At 58.0% G+C, this 17,417-nt stretch carries 18 protein-coding genes, 1 other RNA gene and 1 pseudogene; 15 read left to right on the plus strand and 5 right to left on the minus strand.

Annotation, left to right across the window (positions count from 1 at the left end; translation table 11 throughout):
- Nucleotides 1-151 precede the first annotated feature (151 nt).
- The gene (gene recN / locus CKW18_RS24035; protein ID WP_095191070.1) at nucleotides 152-1,825 is read left to right on the plus strand and encodes a DNA repair protein RecN; all 1,674 of its coding nucleotides are present in this window, start codon (nucleotides 152-154) and stop codon (nucleotides 1,823-1,825) included.
- A gap of 75 nt (nucleotides 1,826-1,900) precedes the next feature.
- Here the strand turns inward: recN and fur are convergent, their stop codons facing one another.
- Nucleotides 1,901-2,305, minus strand: a complete 405-nt coding sequence (fur, locus tag CKW18_RS24040) for a ferric iron uptake transcriptional regulator (RefSeq protein ID WP_095191071.1) — start codon at nucleotides 2,303-2,305, stop codon at nucleotides 1,901-1,903.
- A gap of 97 nt (nucleotides 2,306-2,402) precedes the next feature.
- Here fur and CKW18_RS24045 point away from each other — a divergent pair, with 97 nt between their 5' ends.
- On the plus strand, nucleotides 2,403-2,930 hold the full coding sequence (locus CKW18_RS24045) for an outer membrane protein assembly factor BamE (protein WP_095191072.1): 528 nt from the start codon (nucleotides 2,403-2,405) through the stop codon (nucleotides 2,928-2,930).
- Between the two features lie 60 nt (nucleotides 2,931-2,990).
- Here CKW18_RS24045 and CKW18_RS24050 read toward each other — a convergent pair whose 3' ends face one another.
- The 3 genes from CKW18_RS24050 to CKW18_RS24060 are packed head-to-tail and all read right to left on the minus strand — an operon-like array spanning nucleotide 2,991 to nucleotide 5,143.
- On the minus strand, nucleotides 2,991-3,305 hold the full coding sequence (locus CKW18_RS24050) for an RnfH family protein (RefSeq protein WP_095191073.1): 315 nt from the start codon (nucleotides 3,303-3,305) through the stop codon (nucleotides 2,991-2,993).
- Nucleotides 3,298-3,732 carry a type II toxin-antitoxin system RatA family toxin gene (locus CKW18_RS24055; protein ID WP_016986510.1) on the minus strand — a complete coding sequence of 145 codons (435 nt, stop codon included), beginning with the start codon at nucleotides 3,730-3,732 and terminating at the stop codon, nucleotides 3,298-3,300. Before CKW18_RS24055 ends, CKW18_RS24050 begins: the two co-directional genes overlap by 8 nt.
- 7 nt (nucleotides 3,733-3,739) lie before the next feature.
- Nucleotides 3,740-5,143: a sodium-dependent transporter gene (locus tag CKW18_RS24060; protein ID WP_095191074.1), complete on the minus strand. Its 1,404-nt coding sequence runs from the start codon at nucleotides 5,141-5,143 to the stop codon at nucleotides 3,740-3,742.
- Between the two features lie 119 nt (nucleotides 5,144-5,262).
- Here CKW18_RS24060 and smpB point away from each other — a divergent pair, with 119 nt between their 5' ends.
- On the plus strand, nucleotides 5,263-5,745 hold the full coding sequence (gene smpB, locus CKW18_RS24065; protein WP_007915208.1) for an SsrA-binding protein SmpB: 483 nt from the start codon (nucleotides 5,263-5,265) through the stop codon (nucleotides 5,743-5,745).
- Nucleotides 5,746-5,864: 119 nt separating this feature from the next.
- Here the strand turns inward: smpB and CKW18_RS24070 are convergent, their stop codons facing one another.
- Complete coding sequence (locus CKW18_RS24070) at nucleotides 5,865-6,632, minus strand: FCD domain-containing protein (protein WP_095191075.1); 768 nt, start codon at nucleotides 6,630-6,632, stop codon at nucleotides 5,865-5,867.
- Nucleotides 6,633-6,893: 261 nt separating this feature from the next.
- Between CKW18_RS24070 and CKW18_RS24075 the strand changes: the two genes are divergently transcribed.
- From CKW18_RS24075 to CKW18_RS30810, 12 genes and pseudogenes are all read left to right on the plus strand, one after another.
- Complete coding sequence (locus CKW18_RS24075; protein ID WP_095191076.1) at nucleotides 6,894-8,588, plus strand: lactate permease LctP family transporter; 1,695 nt, start codon at nucleotides 6,894-6,896, stop codon at nucleotides 8,586-8,588.
- 150 nt (nucleotides 8,589-8,738) lie between these two features.
- Nucleotides 8,739-9,563: a (Fe-S)-binding protein gene (locus CKW18_RS24080; protein ID WP_095191077.1), complete on the plus strand. Its 825-nt coding sequence runs from the start codon at nucleotides 8,739-8,741 to the stop codon at nucleotides 9,561-9,563.
- Nucleotides 9,560-11,014 (plus strand): LutB/LldF family L-lactate oxidation iron-sulfur protein, encoded by a 1,455-nt coding sequence (locus tag CKW18_RS24085; protein ID WP_095191078.1) that lies wholly within the window; start codon nucleotides 9,560-9,562, stop codon nucleotides 11,012-11,014. Before CKW18_RS24080 ends, CKW18_RS24085 begins: the two co-directional genes overlap by 4 nt.
- On the plus strand, nucleotides 11,014-11,685 hold the full coding sequence (locus CKW18_RS24090; protein WP_095191079.1) for a lactate utilization protein: 672 nt from the start codon (nucleotides 11,014-11,016) through the stop codon (nucleotides 11,683-11,685). The genes CKW18_RS24085 and CKW18_RS24090 overlap by 1 nt, the downstream gene beginning before the upstream one ends.
- Nucleotides 11,682-14,492 (plus strand): FAD-binding and (Fe-S)-binding domain-containing protein, encoded by a 2,811-nt coding sequence (locus CKW18_RS24095; RefSeq protein ID WP_095191080.1) that lies wholly within the window; start codon nucleotides 11,682-11,684, stop codon nucleotides 14,490-14,492. The genes CKW18_RS24090 and CKW18_RS24095 overlap by 4 nt, the downstream gene beginning before the upstream one ends.
- 130 nt (nucleotides 14,493-14,622) lie before the next feature.
- The gene (locus tag CKW18_RS24100) at nucleotides 14,623-14,904 is read left to right on the plus strand and encodes a hypothetical protein (protein ID WP_095191081.1); all 282 of its coding nucleotides are present in this window, start codon (nucleotides 14,623-14,625) and stop codon (nucleotides 14,902-14,904) included.
- Between the two features lie 203 nt (nucleotides 14,905-15,107).
- Nucleotides 15,108-15,383, plus strand: coding sequence for a hypothetical protein (locus CKW18_RS24105; protein WP_095191082.1), 276 nt, complete (start codon nucleotides 15,108-15,110; stop codon nucleotides 15,381-15,383).
- 96 nt (nucleotides 15,384-15,479) lie between these two features.
- Nucleotides 15,480-15,868: a transfer-messenger RNA gene (ssrA, locus tag CKW18_RS24110) on the plus strand.
- Nucleotides 15,869-16,042: 174 nt separating this feature from the next.
- Nucleotides 16,043-16,240, plus strand: coding sequence for a DUF4224 domain-containing protein (locus tag CKW18_RS24115; RefSeq protein ID WP_095191083.1), 198 nt, complete (start codon nucleotides 16,043-16,045; stop codon nucleotides 16,238-16,240).
- Nucleotides 16,241-16,272: 32 nt separating this feature from the next.
- Nucleotides 16,273-16,509: an excisionase gene (locus CKW18_RS24120; protein WP_095191084.1), complete on the plus strand. Its 237-nt coding sequence runs from the start codon at nucleotides 16,273-16,275 to the stop codon at nucleotides 16,507-16,509.
- Complete coding sequence (locus CKW18_RS24125) at nucleotides 16,506-16,802, plus strand: hypothetical protein (protein ID WP_095191085.1); 297 nt, start codon at nucleotides 16,506-16,508, stop codon at nucleotides 16,800-16,802. Before CKW18_RS24120 ends, CKW18_RS24125 begins: the two co-directional genes overlap by 4 nt.
- A gap of 413 nt (nucleotides 16,803-17,215) precedes the next feature.
- Nucleotides 17,216-17,417, plus strand: a pseudogene (locus CKW18_RS30810) (cupin); the annotation flags it as partial.

Below are 17,417 nucleotides of genomic sequence, written 5' to 3' on the forward strand. Positions count from 1 at the left end.
GCATTAACCCTACAAAAAAGTGCTGCTTTTTTCATTCCTCGATGCGCTAAGCATTCCCGCCTATCAAGCAAATCGAGCTAAGGGAGGGCATTGTCAGCCTCAAACAAAACACTGTATAAATAACCAGACCTCAAGCTTGGGAGCGGCCTTTATGCTGGTGCACCTGTCCGTACACAACTACGCCATCGTTGAACATCTCGATCTCGAACTTGATCGAGGGATGAGCGTGATCACAGGGGAAACCGGCGCAGGCAAGTCGATCATGCTCGACGCCCTGGGCCTGACCCTTGGCGATCGCGCCGACAGCGGTGTGGTTCGCCCGGGCGCCGACAAGGCCGATATCCTGGCGACTTTCGATCTGGTCGATATCCCCGAGGCCAGCGCCTGGCTGGCCGAGCGCGATCTGGACATCGACGGTCCGTGCATCCTGCGTCGGATCATCACGTCTGAAGGACGCTCTCGCGGCTATATCAACGGTACTCCCTGCCCGCTTGGCGACCTCAAGTCCCTCGGCGAACTGCTGATTGATATTCATAGCCAGCATGAACACCAGTCTCTGCTGAAGACCGACACCCATCGCCGCCTGCTGGACGAATACGCGGGCGCGACCGATCTCGCCCGTCAAGTGCAATTGGCCGCACAGCGCTGGCGCCAGACCCGCCAGGAGCTGGAGCGCCTCTCCAACTCCGGCGACGAACAACGCGCGCGCCATCAATTGCTCAGCTACCAGCTCGAAGAACTGGAAAACCTCGGCCTCGGTGATAACGAGCTCGAACAGCTGGAACAGGAACACAAAAACCTGACCAATGCCGAAACCCTGCTTGGCATATGCCGACAAGTCGTCGAACAGTGCAGCGAAAGTGATTCCGGCAATGTGCTGAACGCACTGACTGCCAGCCTTAACCGCCTGTCGAGCGTGAACAATTCGGTTGGCGCCCTGGGCGAAGCCAGCAGTTTGCTGACCAGCGCGCAGATCCAGGTCGAAGAAGCGGTCGGCGAACTCAATCGCTTTCTTGATAACTTCGATGCCGATCCGGCGCGCCTGCAATATCTGGAAGAGCGCCTCGACGCTATTTATACGTTGGCACGCAAGCACCGTATCCAGCCGACCGAAGTCAGTGAAATGCAGCAAAAGCTGCTGGATGAGATCGAAACCCTCAACGCCAATGACGAATCCATCGAGCGCCTGGGCGAAGAACTGGCCGCGTATGCCCGCCACTATCAGGAAAAGGCACGGGAGCTCAGCGATCTGCGGCATCAGGCTGCCGGCATCCTGGCCAGTGCAGTGGAGCAGGAAATTCAGCGCCTGGGCATGCCTGGCGGTCGATTCATCATTGAACTGAAAGCCAACAGCAGCGACGAACTCTTGCCTAACGGGCTCGAACAGGTCGAACTGCTGGTTAGCGCCAACCCCGGCCAGCCGATGAAGGCGCTGGCGAAAGTGGCGTCCGGCGGTGAGCTGTCGCGGATTAGCCTGGCGATTCAAGTCATCACCGCACAGACCTCTCGCGTTCCAACACTGGTGTTCGACGAAGTCGACGTGGGCATTGGCGGCCCGACCGCTGAAATTGTCGGGCAGCTGTTGCGCCGGCTCGGTGAGCGCGGGCAGGTATTGACGGTGACACACTTGCCGCAAGTGGCGGCGCAGGGTCATCAGCATCTCTTCGTGCACAAAGTGCGCGGTACAGAAGCGACGCACACCGCTGTCTCCAAGCTAAGCAAAAACGACCGTATAGAAGAAGTAGCGCGGATGCTCGGCGGTATCGATCTGACCAAAGAGTCCTTGGCTCACGCCAAGAAGATGGTTGTCACCGCGAAAGTTTAGGCACAGTAGAAAGCACGAAGGCGACCCTTGGGTCGCCTTCGTTCGTTTCGCGAATGTGAAATTCGCGCGACATGCTTACTTTTTCTTGCGGACGTACAGCACCAGATTGTGATCAACCATCTCGAAGCCATGCTTCTCGACGATCGTTTTTTGAAGCTTTTCGATTTCTTCGTCGAAGAACTCAATGACTTCGCCCGACTCCACGTTGACCATGTGGTCGTGGTGACCACCATCGGCCAATTCGAATACCGCGTGGCCACCGTCGAAATTGTGACGGACCACGAGGCCAGCCGCTTCGAACTGGGTCAGAACACGGTAAACCGTGGCCAGACCGACGTCCTCGCCAGCTTCCATCAACGCCTTATAGACGTCCTCGGCACTCATGTGACGCTGCTCGGTGGAGTCGAGCATTTGCAGGATCTTGACCCGTGGCAGGGTCACTTTGAGGCCGGCTTTGCGTAGTTCGCTATTTTCAACCATGGTCAGCTTTCTCGCGATGCTGCTTCGCAGCTTCTCTTAATGCGGGTATGATCGGCGTTTACGTTGTCCCAGCCAAGATAGTGGAAGTCGCCCACCGATGCAAAACACCAAGCTCTTGCTAACCAGTTTCACCTTTGTGGGACTGCTCGCACTCGCCGGTTGTTCATTCCCCGGGGTTTACAAAATCGACATCCAGCAGGGCAATGTCGTCACGCAGGACATGATAGACCAGTTACGCCCGGGAATGACCCGGCCGCAAGTACGGTTTATCATGGGCAATCCCCTGCTTGCCGACACGTTCCATGCCGATCGCTGGGATTATCTGTACAGCCTGCAACCGGGTGGCGGTGAACGCCAACAGGAACGCATCAGCGTTATTTTCAACTCAAACGACCAGCTTGTCAGCCTGTCCGGTGACTTTATGCCGGGCGTCAGCCGTGACGAAGCCATTCTCGGCAAGGACAGTGGCACGACCGTGACCGCTCCTGCTGAAAACGCCGAGAAGCCACAGCCGGAAAAACCGGCCAAGCCAGGTTCCTTGCTGGATCAGATCCAGAAGGACGTCGATGGTGTAGAAACCGTTCCGGTTCCGACGCCAGAGCCGCTGGACACCTCGCCGCAATAATTTGCGACGCAATAAAAAACCCGGAAATTCCGGGTTTTTTATTGTCTGCGGTTTGGCTTCTCACTGATTTCGAGCTTTCGCCTCGGCAGCCTTGGCGGCACGCAAGCGCCGCACTTCCTTTGGATCGACGAGCAACGGGCGATAAATTTCGATGCGATCCCCCGCCTGAATCAGGCGAACCTGAGGATCGGCAATCACTTTGCCGAAGATCCCCAGCGGGCACCCAGCCAGATCCAGCCGAGGAAACTCGTCGCCAATCCCTGACTTGAGCAACGCCTCACGCACGGTAGATCCTTCGGGGACACAAACCGTGCGCAAGACCTGACGATCAACGGCCGCATACACGACCTCTATCTCGATCACAGCCTTAACCATGCATCTGCTTGGCGCGCTGGCAGAATGCATCCACCAGCGTATTCGCCGCCTGATTGAACAGCGGCCCCAAGGTGGCTCGCACCAACGGACCGGCATAGTCGAACGACAGATCCAGACTGATCTTGCAGGCCTTCTCGTTCAACACCTTGAACACCCAGACGCCGTGCAACTGATTGAACGGGCCTTCTTCGAGGTTCATCTCGATCGACTGCCCCGGCACCAGCGTATTGCGCGTGACGAAATGCTGACTGAGGCCGCCCTTCGCCACGCCAACACTGGCGCGCATATGCTCTGGCGAGCTTTCCAGCACCTCGGCAGACGAACACCACGGCAAGAATTCCGGGTAACGCGCCACGTCGTTGACCAGGTCATAAAGGAACTGGGCCGGGTAAGGCAGCAAAGCTGATCGTTGAATATGTGTCGTCATGTAAGCGTTACTTCCAGAGCTGAGCGGCAAACACTACAACAATGCCGATAGGCGCCACGTAGCGCATCAAGAACAAAGACAGGGCAAACAGCGCCGGATGTCGGATCGACAGCTCATCACGCACCGCTTCACGCCCCATCACCCATCCGGCAAACAGTACGAAACACAGTCCACCCAGCGGCAACATGATCCGCGAGGTGAAGAAATCGATCACGCCGAAGAAATCCAGACCGCTCGCCGCACCCCATTGATAGAGATGGAACATCCCGCCTTCGTTCACGAAAAATTTGGCTTCCTTCCAGATATTGAAGGAGAACACCGTACCCAAACCGACGAACCAGCAAATGAATGCCAGCCAGAACGTCACCCAGGCGCGGCTGACTTTGGTGCGCTCAACCAGATAAGCCACCATCGGCTCCAAGAGGGAAATCGCCGAACTCCAGGCAGCAATCGCCACCAGAACGAAGAAGACCACTCCCATCAGTTGACCGAAAGCCACGTTACCGAAAGCGAATGGCAGACTGACGAACATCAGGCCAGGCCCTTCGCTAGGATTCAGACCGCCGGCAAACACAATCGGAAACAAGGCCAGACCAGCCACCAGCGATACGAAGGTATCCAGCAGTGCTACGCCCACCACCGTGCCGGACAACGACGTGTTCTTCGGCATGTAAGCACCGTAGATCATGATCGAGCCCACGCCGACGCTCAGCGAAAAGAAAGCATGCCCCATCGCTGGCAGCAGACCGTCGAGGACTTTTTCCGGGTGGAAATCGAACATGAAATGCACGCCCTCCATGAAGTGCCCGGTGGTCATGCTGTACCCCAGCAGCACCAGCACCATCACGAACAGCAGCGGCATCATGATGCGCAGGCTGCGCTCAAGGCCGGCAACCACGCCTTTAGCGATCACCAGCGCCGACAGCAGCATAAAAATCGTGTGCCAAAGTGTCAGGCGCCACGGATCGGCAATGACATTGCCGAAGTAGGCGCCAACCTGATCGGCCGTGGCCCCCTGGAAGTCGCCGCGGCCCATATCGACGATGTAATCCAGCGACCAGCCGCCCACCACACTATAGAAAGACAGGATCAGCAGCGCCGTAATCATCCCGGCAAAGGCGCCCCACGACCACTTGGCCGAGTGCCCGGCTTCCAGCGCCAGTACCTTCAAGGCGTTGGCCGGGCTCTGCCGGGCGCGCCGGCCGATCAGGGTTTCAGCGAGCATGACGGGAATGCCGATCAAAGCGATACACGCCAGAAACATCAGCACAAAGGCGCCGCCGCCGTACACCCCGACCATGTAGGGGAACTTCCAGATACTACCCAGTCCCACGGCCGAACCGGTCGCGGCGAGTATGAATACCCAGCGGCTAGCCCAACTGCCGTGGACAGAAACCTTGTCTGTCGACATCGTTTATCACGCCCAAGCGTTAGAAAAAGAGGCCGCATTGTCCGGGATTCACTCAACCTGCTCAAGCACGCAGCATCACCGTAGCCGACGGCCGTTTATCTCCATATAATGCCGCCCCTATGGCTAAACAGAAGAAACACCCAACAGGGACCATCGCGCAGAACAAAAAGGCGCGACACGATTACTTCATCGAGCACAAGTTCGAGGCTGGTCTGGTCCTGGCCGGCTGGGAAGTAAAAAGTCTGCGGGCAAGCAAGCTGCAACTGGTCGACAGTTACGTGCTGCTCAAGGATGGCGAAGCGTGGCTGCTCGGCAGTCACATCACGCCTCTGATGACCGCCAGCACCCACGTCATCGCCGACCCGGTGCGCACGCGCAAATTGCTGCTCAACCGCCGCGAGCTGGAAAAGCTCGCCGCCGCTGTGCAGCAAAAAGGTTACGCCTGCGTATGCCTGTCCTGGTACTGGAGCAAGCACATGGTCAAGTGCGAGATTGCTCTGGGCAAGGGCAAGAAGGAATACGACAAGCGTGACACCGAGCGCGAACGCGATGCGGGTCGTGAGTTGCAGCGTGCGGTGCGCAACAAGGGCAAGGAAGATTAATTTCTTCTGCCTTTAGGTCGTATTCGCGAGCAGGCTCGCTCCCACATTTGGAATGCATTTCAAATGTGGGAGCGAACCTGCTCGCGAAATCAGTTTCAGATCAACCCCGAAACACCTGATCACATCCCCTTGCGCCGCTCGGCCCGAGCCATGCGCTGAACCTCTTGCCGCACCTCTTCCAGCACTTCCTGCACATACAAAATGTGTCGGCTTGAGACTTCCCGTGCCTGCTCTGCGCGCCCTTCGATAATCGCCAGATACAATTCCCGATGCTGAGTGATCAACATGTCGCGGGTTTCAGTGCGCTGCTTGTACATCCCGCCGATGTTGGTCACGACGTTACGCTTGAGCAGGTCGAATAACCCGCGAATGGTGTGCAGCAGCACGGCGTTATGGCTGGCCTCTGCGATTGCCAGATGAAACTTCGCATCCGCCGCCCCCTCTTCCGCCCGACTCACGTCGTCATAGCGCGAATAGCAGTCCTGTAACTCTTCGAACGCAGCAGTCAGCCGTTCGCGATCGACATCGGTGGCGCGCAATGCCGCGTAATAGGCACACGATGCCTCCAGAGTGTGGCGAAATTCCAGCAGATCGCGCTGCGCCTCGGGATTGCTTTCCAGCAATTGCAGCAGTGGATCGCTGAACGTCGAACCGAGACTTTCCACCACGTAGTTGCCGCCGCCCTGGCGACTGACCAGCAATCCCTTGGCCGCCAGTTTTTGAATCGCCTCACGCAACGACGGACGTGATACGCCAAATTGCTCGGCCAGCGCGCGCTCGGCCGGCAGCCGCTCACCGGACTTCAACGTGCCCTCTAGGACCATCCCCTCAAGTCGCTCGACAATATCGTCAGACAAACGGCGCTGCCGAATTTGATCAAACCCCATCACTCATTTCTCCACGATCCCGATCGCTCGCCGGGCTCTCTATTCTGGCCTATCGGCGCCTTCTCGACACCTACCAGCGACACCGGCCAAAACCGGATCAGATGTGTTCTGCACCGCTCATTCGATAAAAGTTTCAGGGCGACAAATTGACACACCGCCATCAAGGCTTTTACCCTAGCCAACAGCGATTGTAAATTGGTCTTACCAATTATCCAAGAACGCTGACAGTGCCTGACCAACAACAATTAGGGGCCACCCCATATGCAAACCTGGCAACAGCTCTACAGCCCGCTCGGCAGTCTCGGCGTCTCCGCACTCGCGGCCGTCATCCCCATCGTTTTCTTCTTCCTCGCTCTGGCGGTGTTTCGCCTCAAAGGCCATGTGGCCGGCAGCATCACGCTGGCCTTGTCCATCGCCGTGGCGATCTTCGCGTTCCAGATGCCGGTCGATATGGCTTTCGCCGCTGCTGGTTATGGCTTCGCCTACGGTCTGTGGCCGATTGCCTGGATCATTGTCGCGGCGGTATTCCTCTACAAACTGACGGTCAAAAGCGGTCAGTTCGAGGTCATTCGCAGCTCGGTGCTATCGATCACCGACGACCAGCGCTTGCAGGTATTGCTGATCGGCTTTTGCTTCGGTGCGTTTCTGGAAGGTGCCGCCGGCTTCGGCGCCCCGGTGGCGATTACCGCCGCCCTTCTTGTCGGACTGGGCTTCAATCCGCTGTACGCCGCAGGCCTGTGTCTGATCGCCAACACCGCGCCGGTAGCCTTCGGCGCACTGGGGATTCCGATCATCGTTGCGGGCCAGGTCACTGGCATCGACGCCTTCAAGATCGGCGCCATGACCGGCCGTCAGCTGCCACTGCTGTCGCTGTTCGTGCCGTTCTGGCTGGTGTTCATGATGGACGGCATGCGCGGTGTACGTGAAACCTGGCCGGCCGCACTGGTCGCGGGCCTGAGCTTTGCCATCACTCAATACTTCACGTCGAACTTCATCGGCCCGGAACTGCCGGACATCACCTCGGCCCTGGCCAGCCTGATTTCCCTGACCTTGTTCCTCAAAGTCTGGCAGCCGAAACGCACCGCAGGCGCGCAAATCGCCGGCGCCACTTCCAGCGCCGCCATCACCGGCAGCGTCGGCGGTTTCGGCCAGAAGCGCGCCACCGCGGTTTCCCCTTACAGCCTCTGGGAGATTTTCATCGCCTGGTCGCCGTTCCTGATCCTCACCGTGCTGGTGACGATCTGGACGCTGAAGCCTTTCAAAGCCATGTTCGCCGCTGGTGGCTCGATGTACGCGTGGGTGTTCAACTTCGCGATTCCGCACCTTGATCAACTGGTGATTAAAACCGCACCGATCGTGGCCGCGCCAACCGCGATCCCGGCCGTGTTCAAACTCGACCCGATTTCCGCGACCGGCACAGCGATCTTCTTCTCCGCGCTGATCTCGATGCTGGTGCTGAAGATCAACTTCAAAATTGGTCTTACCACTTTGAAAGAGACCTTCTACGAACTGCGCTGGCCGATCCTGTCGATCGGCATGGTGCTGGCCTTCGCCTTTGTCACCAACTACTCCGGCATGTCTTCGACGATGGCCCTGGTATTGGCCGGTACTGGCGCAGCCTTCCCGTTCTTCTCGCCGTTCCTTGGTTGGCTGGGCGTGTTCCTGACCGGCTCGGACACCTCGTCCAACGCCCTGTTCAGCTCGCTGCAAGCCACTACCGCACATCAGATCGGCGTTAACGACACTCTGCTGGTAGCGGCGAATACCAGCGGCGGCGTGACCGGCAAAATGATCTCGCCACAATCGATCGCCGTGGCCTGCGCCGCGACCGGGCTGGTGGGCAAGGAATCGGATCTGTTCCGCTTCACCCTCAAGCACAGCCTATTCTTTGCAACGATCGTCGGCCTGATCACGCTGGCGCAGGCCTACTGGCTCACCGGCATGCTGGTGCACTAAACCTACACGCGACATGGAAAAAACCGACGCCGGTGGGTGATGCCGGCGTCAGCAATTCACAACCCGGTCTGTAAGGCTGCTGAAAGCAACGCTCTTTATATTCAGCAGCCGCAACAGACGGATAACCGGGACCACCCGGAGACACGCCTGATGAGCGAGCTTTATTACAACGCCGTGCCGAACGCGACCCGCGTTGCACCGCCACTGCCCGAACCTCGGCAATACCCCAACGAGAAACCGTCGCGGGTCTACCTGTTCGGGACGTGCGTGGTCGACCTGTTCTACCCCGAAGCCGGGATGGACGCGATCCACTTGCTGGAACGCGAAGGGATCAAGGTCGAGTACCCGCAAGGGCAGAGTTGCTGCGGACAACCGGCCTACACCTCGGGTTACACCGAGCAGGCGCGGACCGTGGCGCGCTCGCAACTGGCGCTGTTTGCCGGGGATTATCCGGTGGTGGTGCCATCGGGTTCCTGCGCGGGGATGTTGCGCGAACATTACGCCGACTTGTTCAAGGACGAGCCGCAAACATTGAAACAGGTCCAGGCCCTCGCGGCCCGCACCTATGAACTGGCCGAATTCCTCTTGTTCGTCTGCAAGGTGCAGCTCAAGGACAGCGGCGAACCGGTGAAAGTGGCGCTGCACACATCGTGTTCGGCACGTCGCGAGATGAACACCCACCTGCACGGCCGCGAGTTGTTGGCGCAGTTGAGCAACGTGGAACGGGTCAATCACGACCACGAAAGCGAATGCTGTGGCTTCGGTGGGACATTCAGCGTCCGTATGCCAGACATTTCCGGCGCGATGGTAGCTGACAAGACCCGGGCGCTGAAGGAATCCGGCGCGCACAAGGTGTTGAGTGCCGACTGCGGCTGTTTGATGAACATCAACGGCTCGCTGGAAAAACAGCAGGAAGCTTTGCGCGGGCAACACTTGGCGAGCTTCCTCTGGCAGCGAACCGGGAGTGCGCAATGAGCACCTCGACGATTATTCCTACGGTTGCCGTAGAAGAAGATTTCCGCACCCGGGCGCACAACGCCTTGGGTGACCCACAGTTACGGAACAACTTCCGCACTGCAATGGATTCACTGATGACCAAGCGGGCAGCGGCTTTCAGCGATGCCCACGAAAGAGAACACTTGCGTGCTCTGGGCAATTCGATCAGAGCGCGCGCGCTCTCCAAGTTGCCCGACCTGCTCGAGCAACTGGAACAGAACCTGACCCGCAACGGTGTGACAGTGCACTGGGCGGAAACGGTGGACGAAGCCAATGGCATCGTCTTATCGATCATCCGGGCTCACGAGGCGCGGCAAGTGATCAAGGGCAAATCGATGGTCAGCGAAGAGATGGAGATGAACCATTTCCTCGAGGCTCAAGGTGTTGAATGCCTGGAGTCCGACATGGGGGAATACATCGTCCAGCTCGACCACGAGAAGCCTTCACACATCATTATGCCGGCGATCCACAAGAATGCCGGTCAGGTCGCGTCCTTGTTCCACGACAAACTTGGCGTGGAGTACACCAAGGACGTTGACCAACTCATTCAGATCGGTCGCAGAGTCCTGCGGCAGAAATTCTTCGAAGCGGACATCGGCGTCTCCGGTGTCAACTTCGCCGTGGCCGAAACCGGCACCCTGTTGCTGGTGGAAAACGAAGGCAACGGCCGCATGACCACCACTGTGCCGCCGGTACACATCGCCGTCACCGGCATCGAAAAAGTCGTGGAGAACCTGCGCGATGTTGTGCCACTGCTGTCACTGCTGACCCGCTCGGCACTGGGCATTCCAATCACCACCTACGTCAACATGATCTCCGGCCCGCGCAAGGAACACGAACTCGACGGCCCGCAGGAAGTGCACCTGGTACTCCTCGACAACGGTCGCAGCCAGGCCTTCGCCGACAGCGAATTGCGCCAGACCCTGAACTGCATTCGCTGTGGCGCCTGTATGAACCATTGCCCGGTCTACACCCGTGTCGGTGGCCATGCCTATGGCGAGGTTTACCCGGGGCCGATCGGCAAAATCATCACCCCGCACATGGTCGGCCTGGCGAAAGTCCCCGACCACCCAAGCGCTTCTTCGCTGTGCGGTGCCTGCGGTGAAGTGTGTCCGGTAAAAATTCCTATCCCTGCTTTACTGCGTCGCCTACGCGAAGAGAACGTCAAAGCGCCGGACAGCCCCCATCAAGTGATGCGCGGCCAGGGCAGCAAGTATTCGCGCAAGGAACGCTTCATCTGGAACGCCTGGGCGAAGCTCAACAGCTCGCCGACCTTGTATCGACTGTTCGGCTTCTTCGCCACGCGCCTGCGTGCGCTCACTCCAAGCAACGTCGGCCCATGGACGCAGAACCACAGCGCGCCGAAACCCGCCGCCCGCTCACTGCATGACATGGCCCGCGAGCATCTGGCCAAACAGGGAGACCGCTGATGAGCGCCAAGCAAAATATCCTCGGCAAACTACGCAAAAGTCTGACCGGCGCTACGCCGATTGCCGACGACTTCGATGTCGATCTGGTGACCCAGCCTTACACCTACAGCGCCGAACAACGCATCCCGCAACTGCGCAAACTGATGGAAGCGGTACACACAGAAATCCATCTGAGCACTGCCGCAGAGTGGCCGGTGTTGCTTGCGCAATTGCTGCACGATCGCCAGTTACCGAGTCTGCTGATTGCACCGACAACGCCCCACGGGGAACGCATCACACAACACTGGGCGAACAATCCTGATCTGCCGGCACTGAATTCCTACGACCGGCCGATGGAAGAATGGAAAGCCGAGTTGTTCAACGATACCCCGGCCAGCCTCACCGGCACCCTCGGCGCGATCGCGGCCACGGGCAGCCTGATCCTCTGGCCGACCCGCGAAGAACCACGCCTGATGAGTCTGGTGCCACCGGTACATTTCGCCCTGCTCAAGGCCAGCGAAATCCGCGACAACTTCTATCAGGTGCAACAGGAATTCGGGTGGGCGCAAGGCATGCCGACTAACGCGCTGCTGGTGTCCGGCCCATCGAAAACCGCTGACATCGAGCAAGTGCTGGCCTACGGCGCCCACGGCCCGAAAGACCTGGTGGTGCTGATTCTGGAGGACCAATGACGTTACCAGCGGCTTTCCTGCGTGATGCGCAACAACTGATTCCGGTCGAGCGCCGTTTTGACGATCCGCTGTCGACCTTGGCCTTTGGCACCGATGCCAGTTTCTATCGACTGATTCCGCAACTGGTCATCCGCGTCGAGTCCGAAGACGAAGTGGTGGCACTGCTGCAACTGGCCCAGCGCGACCATGTGCCGGTGACCTTCCGCGCCGCCGGCACCAGCCTTTCGGGGCAGGCCATCAGCGACTCCGTTTTGATCGTGCTTGGGGATAACTGGAACGCTCGGGAGATTCGCGGCCAAGGTATGCAAATCCGCCTGCAACCGGGGGTGATCGGCGCGCAGGCCAATGCCTGGCTGGCCCCGTTCGGACGCAAGATCGGCCCGGATCCGGCGTCGATCAACGCCTGCAAGATCGGCGGCATCGTCGCCAACAATGCCAGCGGCATGTGCTGCGGCACCGCGCAAAACACCTATCACACGCTGGCCGGGCTTCGTCTGGTGCTGGCCGATGGCACGCGCCTTGATACCGAAGACGCCGCCAGTGTCGCAGCCTTTCGCGCAAGCCATGGCGATCTGCTCGAACGCCTGGCGACTTTGGGTCGCGAGACCCGCGCCAACGCCGAACTGGCCGCGCGAATCCGCCACAAATACCGTCTGAAAAATACCACCGGCCTGTCGCTCAACGCTCTGGTCGATTTCGATGAGCCTGTGGATATCTTGAGCCACTTGCTGGTCGGCTCCGAAGGTACGCTCGGCTTTATCAGCGCAGTGACTTACGACACCGTGATCGATCATCCGAACAAGGCTTCGGCGCTGATCGTGTTCCCGGATGTGGAAACCTGCTGCAACGCCGTTACCGTGCTGAAGAGCCAACCGGTGTCCGCGGTGGAACTGCTGGATCGGCGCAGCCTGCGCTCGGTGCAGGACAAACCGGGCATGCCTTCTTTCGTACAACAGCTGTCGAGCAATGCCTGCGCGCTGCTGATCGAATCCCGCGCCGCGTCTTCCACGTTGCTGCAGGAACAACTGGCGCAGATCATGGCGTCGCTCAGCAGCTTCCCGGTGGAAAAGCAGGTCGACTTCACTGAAGACCCTGTAGAAAACGCCCGGCTCTGGGCGATCCGCAAGGACACTTTCCCCGCTGTCGGCGCAGTGCGTAAGACCGGCACCACGGTGATCATCGAAGACGTGACCTTCCCGGTCGAGCAACTGGCCATCGGTGTGAACCGCTTGATCGAGCTGTTCGACAAACATTCTTACGACGAAGCAATCCTTTTCGGACACGCCTTGGAAGGCAATCTGCATTTCGTCTTCACCCAAGGCTTCAACAGCGCGGAAGAAGTCGCACGCTATCAAGCGTTCATGGACGACGTCGCGCAACTGGTGGCGGTGGAATTCGGCGGCTCACTGAAGGCTGAACACGGCACCGGGCGCAACATGGCGCCGTTCGTGGAGCTGGAATGGGGCAGTGATGCCTATCAACTGATGTGGCAGCTCAAACGCCTGCTCGACCCGAACGGCATTCTTAACCCGGACGTGGTGCTCAGCGAAGATCCGCAGATCCACCTCAAGCACCTGAAGCCGCTGCCGGCGGCTGACGAGATTGTCGATAAGTGCATCGAGTGCGGCTTCTGCGAACCGGTTTGCCCGTCGAAAGGACTGACCCTGAGCCCGCGCCAGCGCATCGTGATCTGGCGCGACATTCAGGCGAAAAAACGTGCAGGCGTCGACACCACAGAACTGGAAGAAGCCTACGAATACCAAGGCATCGATACCTGCGCGGCGACCGGCTTGTGCGCGCAACGTTGTCCTGTAGGCATCAACACCGGCGACTTGGTGAAAAAGCTTCGTGGCCGACACGCGACGCATCAGAAAACCGCTGACTGGATCGAAGGAAATTTCGCCAAGACGCTGCAAGGCGCACGCTTTACGCTGCATGTGGCCAACGGTGCACGGATGTTGCTGGGTGCGCCGCGTCTGACGAAGCTTTCGGCGACTCTGACACGGTTGTCCAAAGGCCAGGTGCCGCTGTGGACGAACGCGATGCCGCAACCGGAGAAGGCCATTCGTTTCAGTCCGAGCGTGTCGGACGAACGCCCGCGAGTGGTGTATCTGGCCGCGTGCGTATCGCGGGTCATGGGCCCGGCGGCGGGTGATAAAGAACAGATGTCGCTGTACGACAAAACCCGTGGACTGCTGGAGAAGGCCGGATATCAAGTGGTGTTCCCGGACAACCAAGACAACCTCTGCTGTGGTCAGCCCTTCGCCTCCAAAGGTTATGCCGAACAGGCTGAACACAAGCGCCAGGAGTTGATCGGCGCACTGCTGCATGCCAGTCGCGGCGGGATCGATCCGATCTATTGCGACACCAGTCCGTGCACGCTGCGACTGGTGCAGGATGTCGGCGATGTTCGTCTGGATCTGTACGACCCGGTGCGCTTCATCCGTACGCATCTGCTTGATCGACTGGAGTTCACACAACAGGACGCACCGATTGCCGTACACGTGACGTGCAGCACTCAGCATCTTGGCGAAAGCCAGGCGCTGATTGACCTGGCGCGCAAGTGCAGTAAAAACGTGGTGATTCCGGAGGGCATTCATTGCTGCGGGTTTGCTGGCGACAAGGGTTTTACCACGCCGGAACTGAACAGCCATTCGCTGCGCACACTCAAGGACGCGGTGCAGCATTGCAGTGAAGGGATTTCCACCAGTCGCACGTGCGAAATCGGCCTGACACAGCATGGAGGGATCGACTTTCACGGCCTGGTTTATCTGGTCGACAGGGTCACTCAGGCGAAGGCCTGCTGAAGAAAAACAGAACCCTTGCGCGAGACGACAGTCCACTGAACAAGCCCCGAACGCTCGGGGCTTGTCCTCTTTTCGGTGGTCTGCTTTGACGGTCAGCGAAATCTGGATTCCTCAGTGCAAAGAGATACTCATGAAGCGTTCTGTACTGTTAGGTCTGTTTGTTACTGCCTCTATGCTGGCGTCCACTTCGTTCGCCGCCGACAAGCCAGAAAGCCTGTGCGATGCCAATTTGAATCAAATCGAAAGTGCCAAGACGCAATACCAGACATCGTCCGATCTGAATGCACGCGTCTCGGCCAGTGTGAGTAAAGCCCGCGCCCTCAAGGCCCAAGGCAAAACCGATGAATGTCTGGCCGAAACCCAGCAAACCCTTCTGGAAATCCAGAAAACGACGGGGAACACCAACAAATAACCCGAGAGCCGACTAACCTTCGAGTCGGCCTTATCGGTTTGAGTGGGTGAGCGGACTTTTCATACCCGCTACAAAAAAACCGAATTCCTGCGTGCCGTCGCGGTCGATTGAACAGGCCCGCGACGAAACGTGGCCTGTTACGACCTCGGCATCGCCGCCAGATCGTCCGGCAGCACCGAGCCCAACCGTTCAAGGAGATACCCATGAAGCTTTCTGCAATTGCTGGATTGTTCATCGCTGGTGCCCTGCTGACGTCGCCGGTGTTTGCGGCAGACAAAGACCTTTGTGCCGGGAATCTTCAAACCATCAAGGACTTCGAGACCAGCCAGCCGGCTCTTTCGGAAAATACCGACGACAACATCAAAGCTGCCCGGGAAAAAGCCGAAATGGCTCAAAAAGCCGGGAATGACAAGGAATGCGTTGCGATCACTTCCAACGTAGTCACCAAAATACAAACTCGTAATCCTGAAAATAAATGACGTACCAGAAGGCCAACCTTCGGGTTGGCCTTGTCCGCCGATTGGCGTACACTGCGCAGGCTTGTTGCTCGCCAAGATGTACAGAGCAACGAGTTCGGGGCCGTTTAGGATTCGACGCCGGTTGCGAAACTTTAGGTGCATGCCGACTTGGTAACAGAAGTCGTAAATCCACTGTTGCAACTACTTATAGTTGCCAATGACGACCAATACGGTGTTGCTCTCGCTGCTTAATTGCAGCTGACAATGCTCCTGGTACCTTCGGGTCCAGCAATCATCAGGGGATGTCTGTAAACCCAAAATGATTGTCATATAGAACAGAATCGCCGTGCAGTACGTTGTGGACGAAGCGGCTAAAACTTACACAACTCGCCCAAAGCACCCTGCCCTTCGGGTCGCTGAGGGTTAACTTAATAGAAACGGCTACGCATGTAGTACCGACAGCGGAGTACTGGCGGACGGGGGTTCAAATCCCCCCGGCTCCACCAAATAAGCGTTACAAATCAGGCACTTAGCGTTTCTCGCAAGTGCCTTTTTTGTGCCTGAATGGGTGGTTTTGGCTCGGTTATGCCAGCTTAATGACAGCCTTTGTAGTGATCCTGTAGCGTTTCCAATATCTGCATTCCCGCCCACCGTGGTCGAGATCAGCAAGGAGAGATGCGATGCTGTTGACGAGGGATGAGGTAGCCGACCTGACCGGCTACGAACGGCCTGCAACACAATCGCGCTGGCTGCGGGAAAATTCCTTTCCATTTATTCTCGGCGGGGACGGACATCCGAAGGTGTTGCGCCAAGTCGTTATCAGTCGTCTCGGTGGGCAGTGCGAGACCAAGAGGACCCCAGAGCTTCGATTGAAATAATATTTGATCTCACTTTTATCGTTGGGTGCGCCATGAGCAAACTGACTCTCACTGAATGGGCTAACGATCACTTCAGAACGCCACCCAGTCCCAATACGCTGAGAAAATGGGCGCGCGAAGGGCGAATCACTCCTACCCCGATCAAGCATGGACGCAATTATTACGTAGAGTCGAATGCTCACTATCGTGAACCGGCGCGGCTTGATAGGACGACTGGAAGAAGTCTGGTTGAGAGAATAAAGGCGGCTCGAAGAGGGCAAGGATCATGAAAATTCTTTCTCAGGTTACGGTGAGACTTCCCAGGCTCATGGAGGCCAGCGAGTACCGCAAGCTGCGCTATGCAGGTAATAAACCTAGGGGGCTTTCTCAATTAGTTTCCCCGCCGCGTTGTCGCCTTAAAGCGGGCAAGGCCAAGCGCAGGCCGCTGGGAATGGTGTTCCCTTTCCAAGGCCTGCAACGCAGCCTGGCCCGCTTTAAGGCACAACCCGAAGGGCCGGGCCTGTTGACGCTTCAAATGAGTAACCGGAGTAAGTCGCAAACCATGACCACCGCGCGCTCGTAAGTTATTGACGTCACCTCAGGTGATTCTGAACGTCACAGGGACGGCCAGCGATGGGATCTCTAGGCGCTGATGACCTCGCTCGCAGCCGGTCTTCGACAACTCATCGCGTTGCAAATCGGAATGCTGGTCGTCCGTCGAAACATCCGCACAACTGATCGGCATACTGGTTCCCGCTTATCCGATAGCAATCTGGTATGGTCAGACATTGAAAGAGGGCAACAGATATTCGCTGCTTTTCATAAGGTTCTTGGCGCTATCCTGATCGCAGGCACTGTGCATCCATCAATCCATCATTGTCGGTACGAATGGAGAGCCGTAGAGTTTGATCGAATGGCTTGTCAAAAAGTGACTGACATCGCCGCTCGCCACTAAACTACCCCAGCAGCCTTATTGTTCAACGAAGGAACTTTTTTATGTTCTGCCATCCACCTGTCCGAACGCGCTTTGCAACTGTCCTGATGGCTGAGCTCCTCTTGCTTGCTGGCGCCATGCATGTCCCGACGGCCGTAGCGACCGAGCCTCAAGTTGAGGTGACGCAGCTGCTGAAAACAACGCACTCGTGGGACGGGGTTCAATATCGCACGTATCCAGATGGCCAGCCGGAAGTATCGGTAC

Origin of the sequence: Pseudomonas sp. Irchel 3E19 (assembly GCF_900187585.1) — a bacterium.
In the GTDB taxonomy this organism is placed as follows: domain Bacteria; phylum Pseudomonadota; class Gammaproteobacteria; order Pseudomonadales; family Pseudomonadaceae; genus Aquipseudomonas; species Aquipseudomonas baetica.

Excerpts from the sequence above, each read along its gene's own strand:
- recN (WP_095191070.1), top strand. The coding sequence starts at position 152 with ATGCTGGTGCACCTGTCCGTACACAACTACGCCATCGTTGAACATCTC.
- CKW18_RS24105 (WP_095191082.1), top strand. The coding sequence starts at position 15,108 with ATGAAGCTTTCTGCAATTGCTGGATTGTTCATCGCTGGTGCCCTGCTG.
- CKW18_RS24085 (WP_095191078.1), top strand. The coding sequence starts at position 9,560 with ATGAGCACCTCGACGATTATTCCTACGGTTGCCGTAGAAGAAGATTTC.
- smpB (WP_007915208.1), top strand. The coding sequence starts at position 5,263 with ATGGCTAAACAGAAGAAACACCCAACAGGGACCATCGCGCAGAACAAA.
- CKW18_RS24115 (WP_095191083.1), top strand. The coding sequence starts at position 16,043 with ATGCTGTTGACGAGGGATGAGGTAGCCGACCTGACCGGCTACGAACGG.
- CKW18_RS24125 (WP_095191085.1), top strand. The coding sequence starts at position 16,506 with ATGAAAATTCTTTCTCAGGTTACGGTGAGACTTCCCAGGCTCATGGAG.
- CKW18_RS24075 (WP_095191076.1), top strand. The coding sequence starts at position 6,894 with ATGCAAACCTGGCAACAGCTCTACAGCCCGCTCGGCAGTCTCGGCGTC.
- CKW18_RS24045 (WP_095191072.1), top strand. The coding sequence starts at position 2,403 with ATGCAAAACACCAAGCTCTTGCTAACCAGTTTCACCTTTGTGGGACTG.
- CKW18_RS24060 (WP_095191074.1), bottom strand. The coding sequence starts at position 5,143 with ATGTCGACAGACAAGGTTTCTGTCCACGGCAGTTGGGCTAGCCGCTGG.
- CKW18_RS24070 (WP_095191075.1), bottom strand. The coding sequence starts at position 6,632 with ATGGGGTTTGATCAAATTCGGCAGCGCCGTTTGTCTGACGATATTGTC.
- CKW18_RS24120 (WP_095191084.1), top strand. The coding sequence starts at position 16,273 with ATGAGCAAACTGACTCTCACTGAATGGGCTAACGATCACTTCAGAACG.
- CKW18_RS24080 (WP_095191077.1), top strand. The coding sequence starts at position 8,739 with ATGAGCGAGCTTTATTACAACGCCGTGCCGAACGCGACCCGCGTTGCA.
- CKW18_RS24055 (WP_016986510.1), bottom strand. The coding sequence starts at position 3,732 with ATGACGACACATATTCAACGATCAGCTTTGCTGCCTTACCCGGCCCAG.
- CKW18_RS24050 (WP_095191073.1), bottom strand. The coding sequence starts at position 3,305 with ATGGTTAAGGCTGTGATCGAGATAGAGGTCGTGTATGCGGCCGTTGAT.
- fur (WP_095191071.1), bottom strand. The coding sequence starts at position 2,305 with ATGGTTGAAAATAGCGAACTACGCAAAGCCGGCCTCAAAGTGACCCTG.
- CKW18_RS24090 (WP_095191079.1), top strand. The coding sequence starts at position 11,014 with ATGAGCGCCAAGCAAAATATCCTCGGCAAACTACGCAAAAGTCTGACC.
- CKW18_RS24100 (WP_095191081.1), top strand. The coding sequence starts at position 14,623 with ATGAAGCGTTCTGTACTGTTAGGTCTGTTTGTTACTGCCTCTATGCTG.
- CKW18_RS24095 (WP_095191080.1), top strand. The coding sequence starts at position 11,682 with ATGACGTTACCAGCGGCTTTCCTGCGTGATGCGCAACAACTGATTCCG.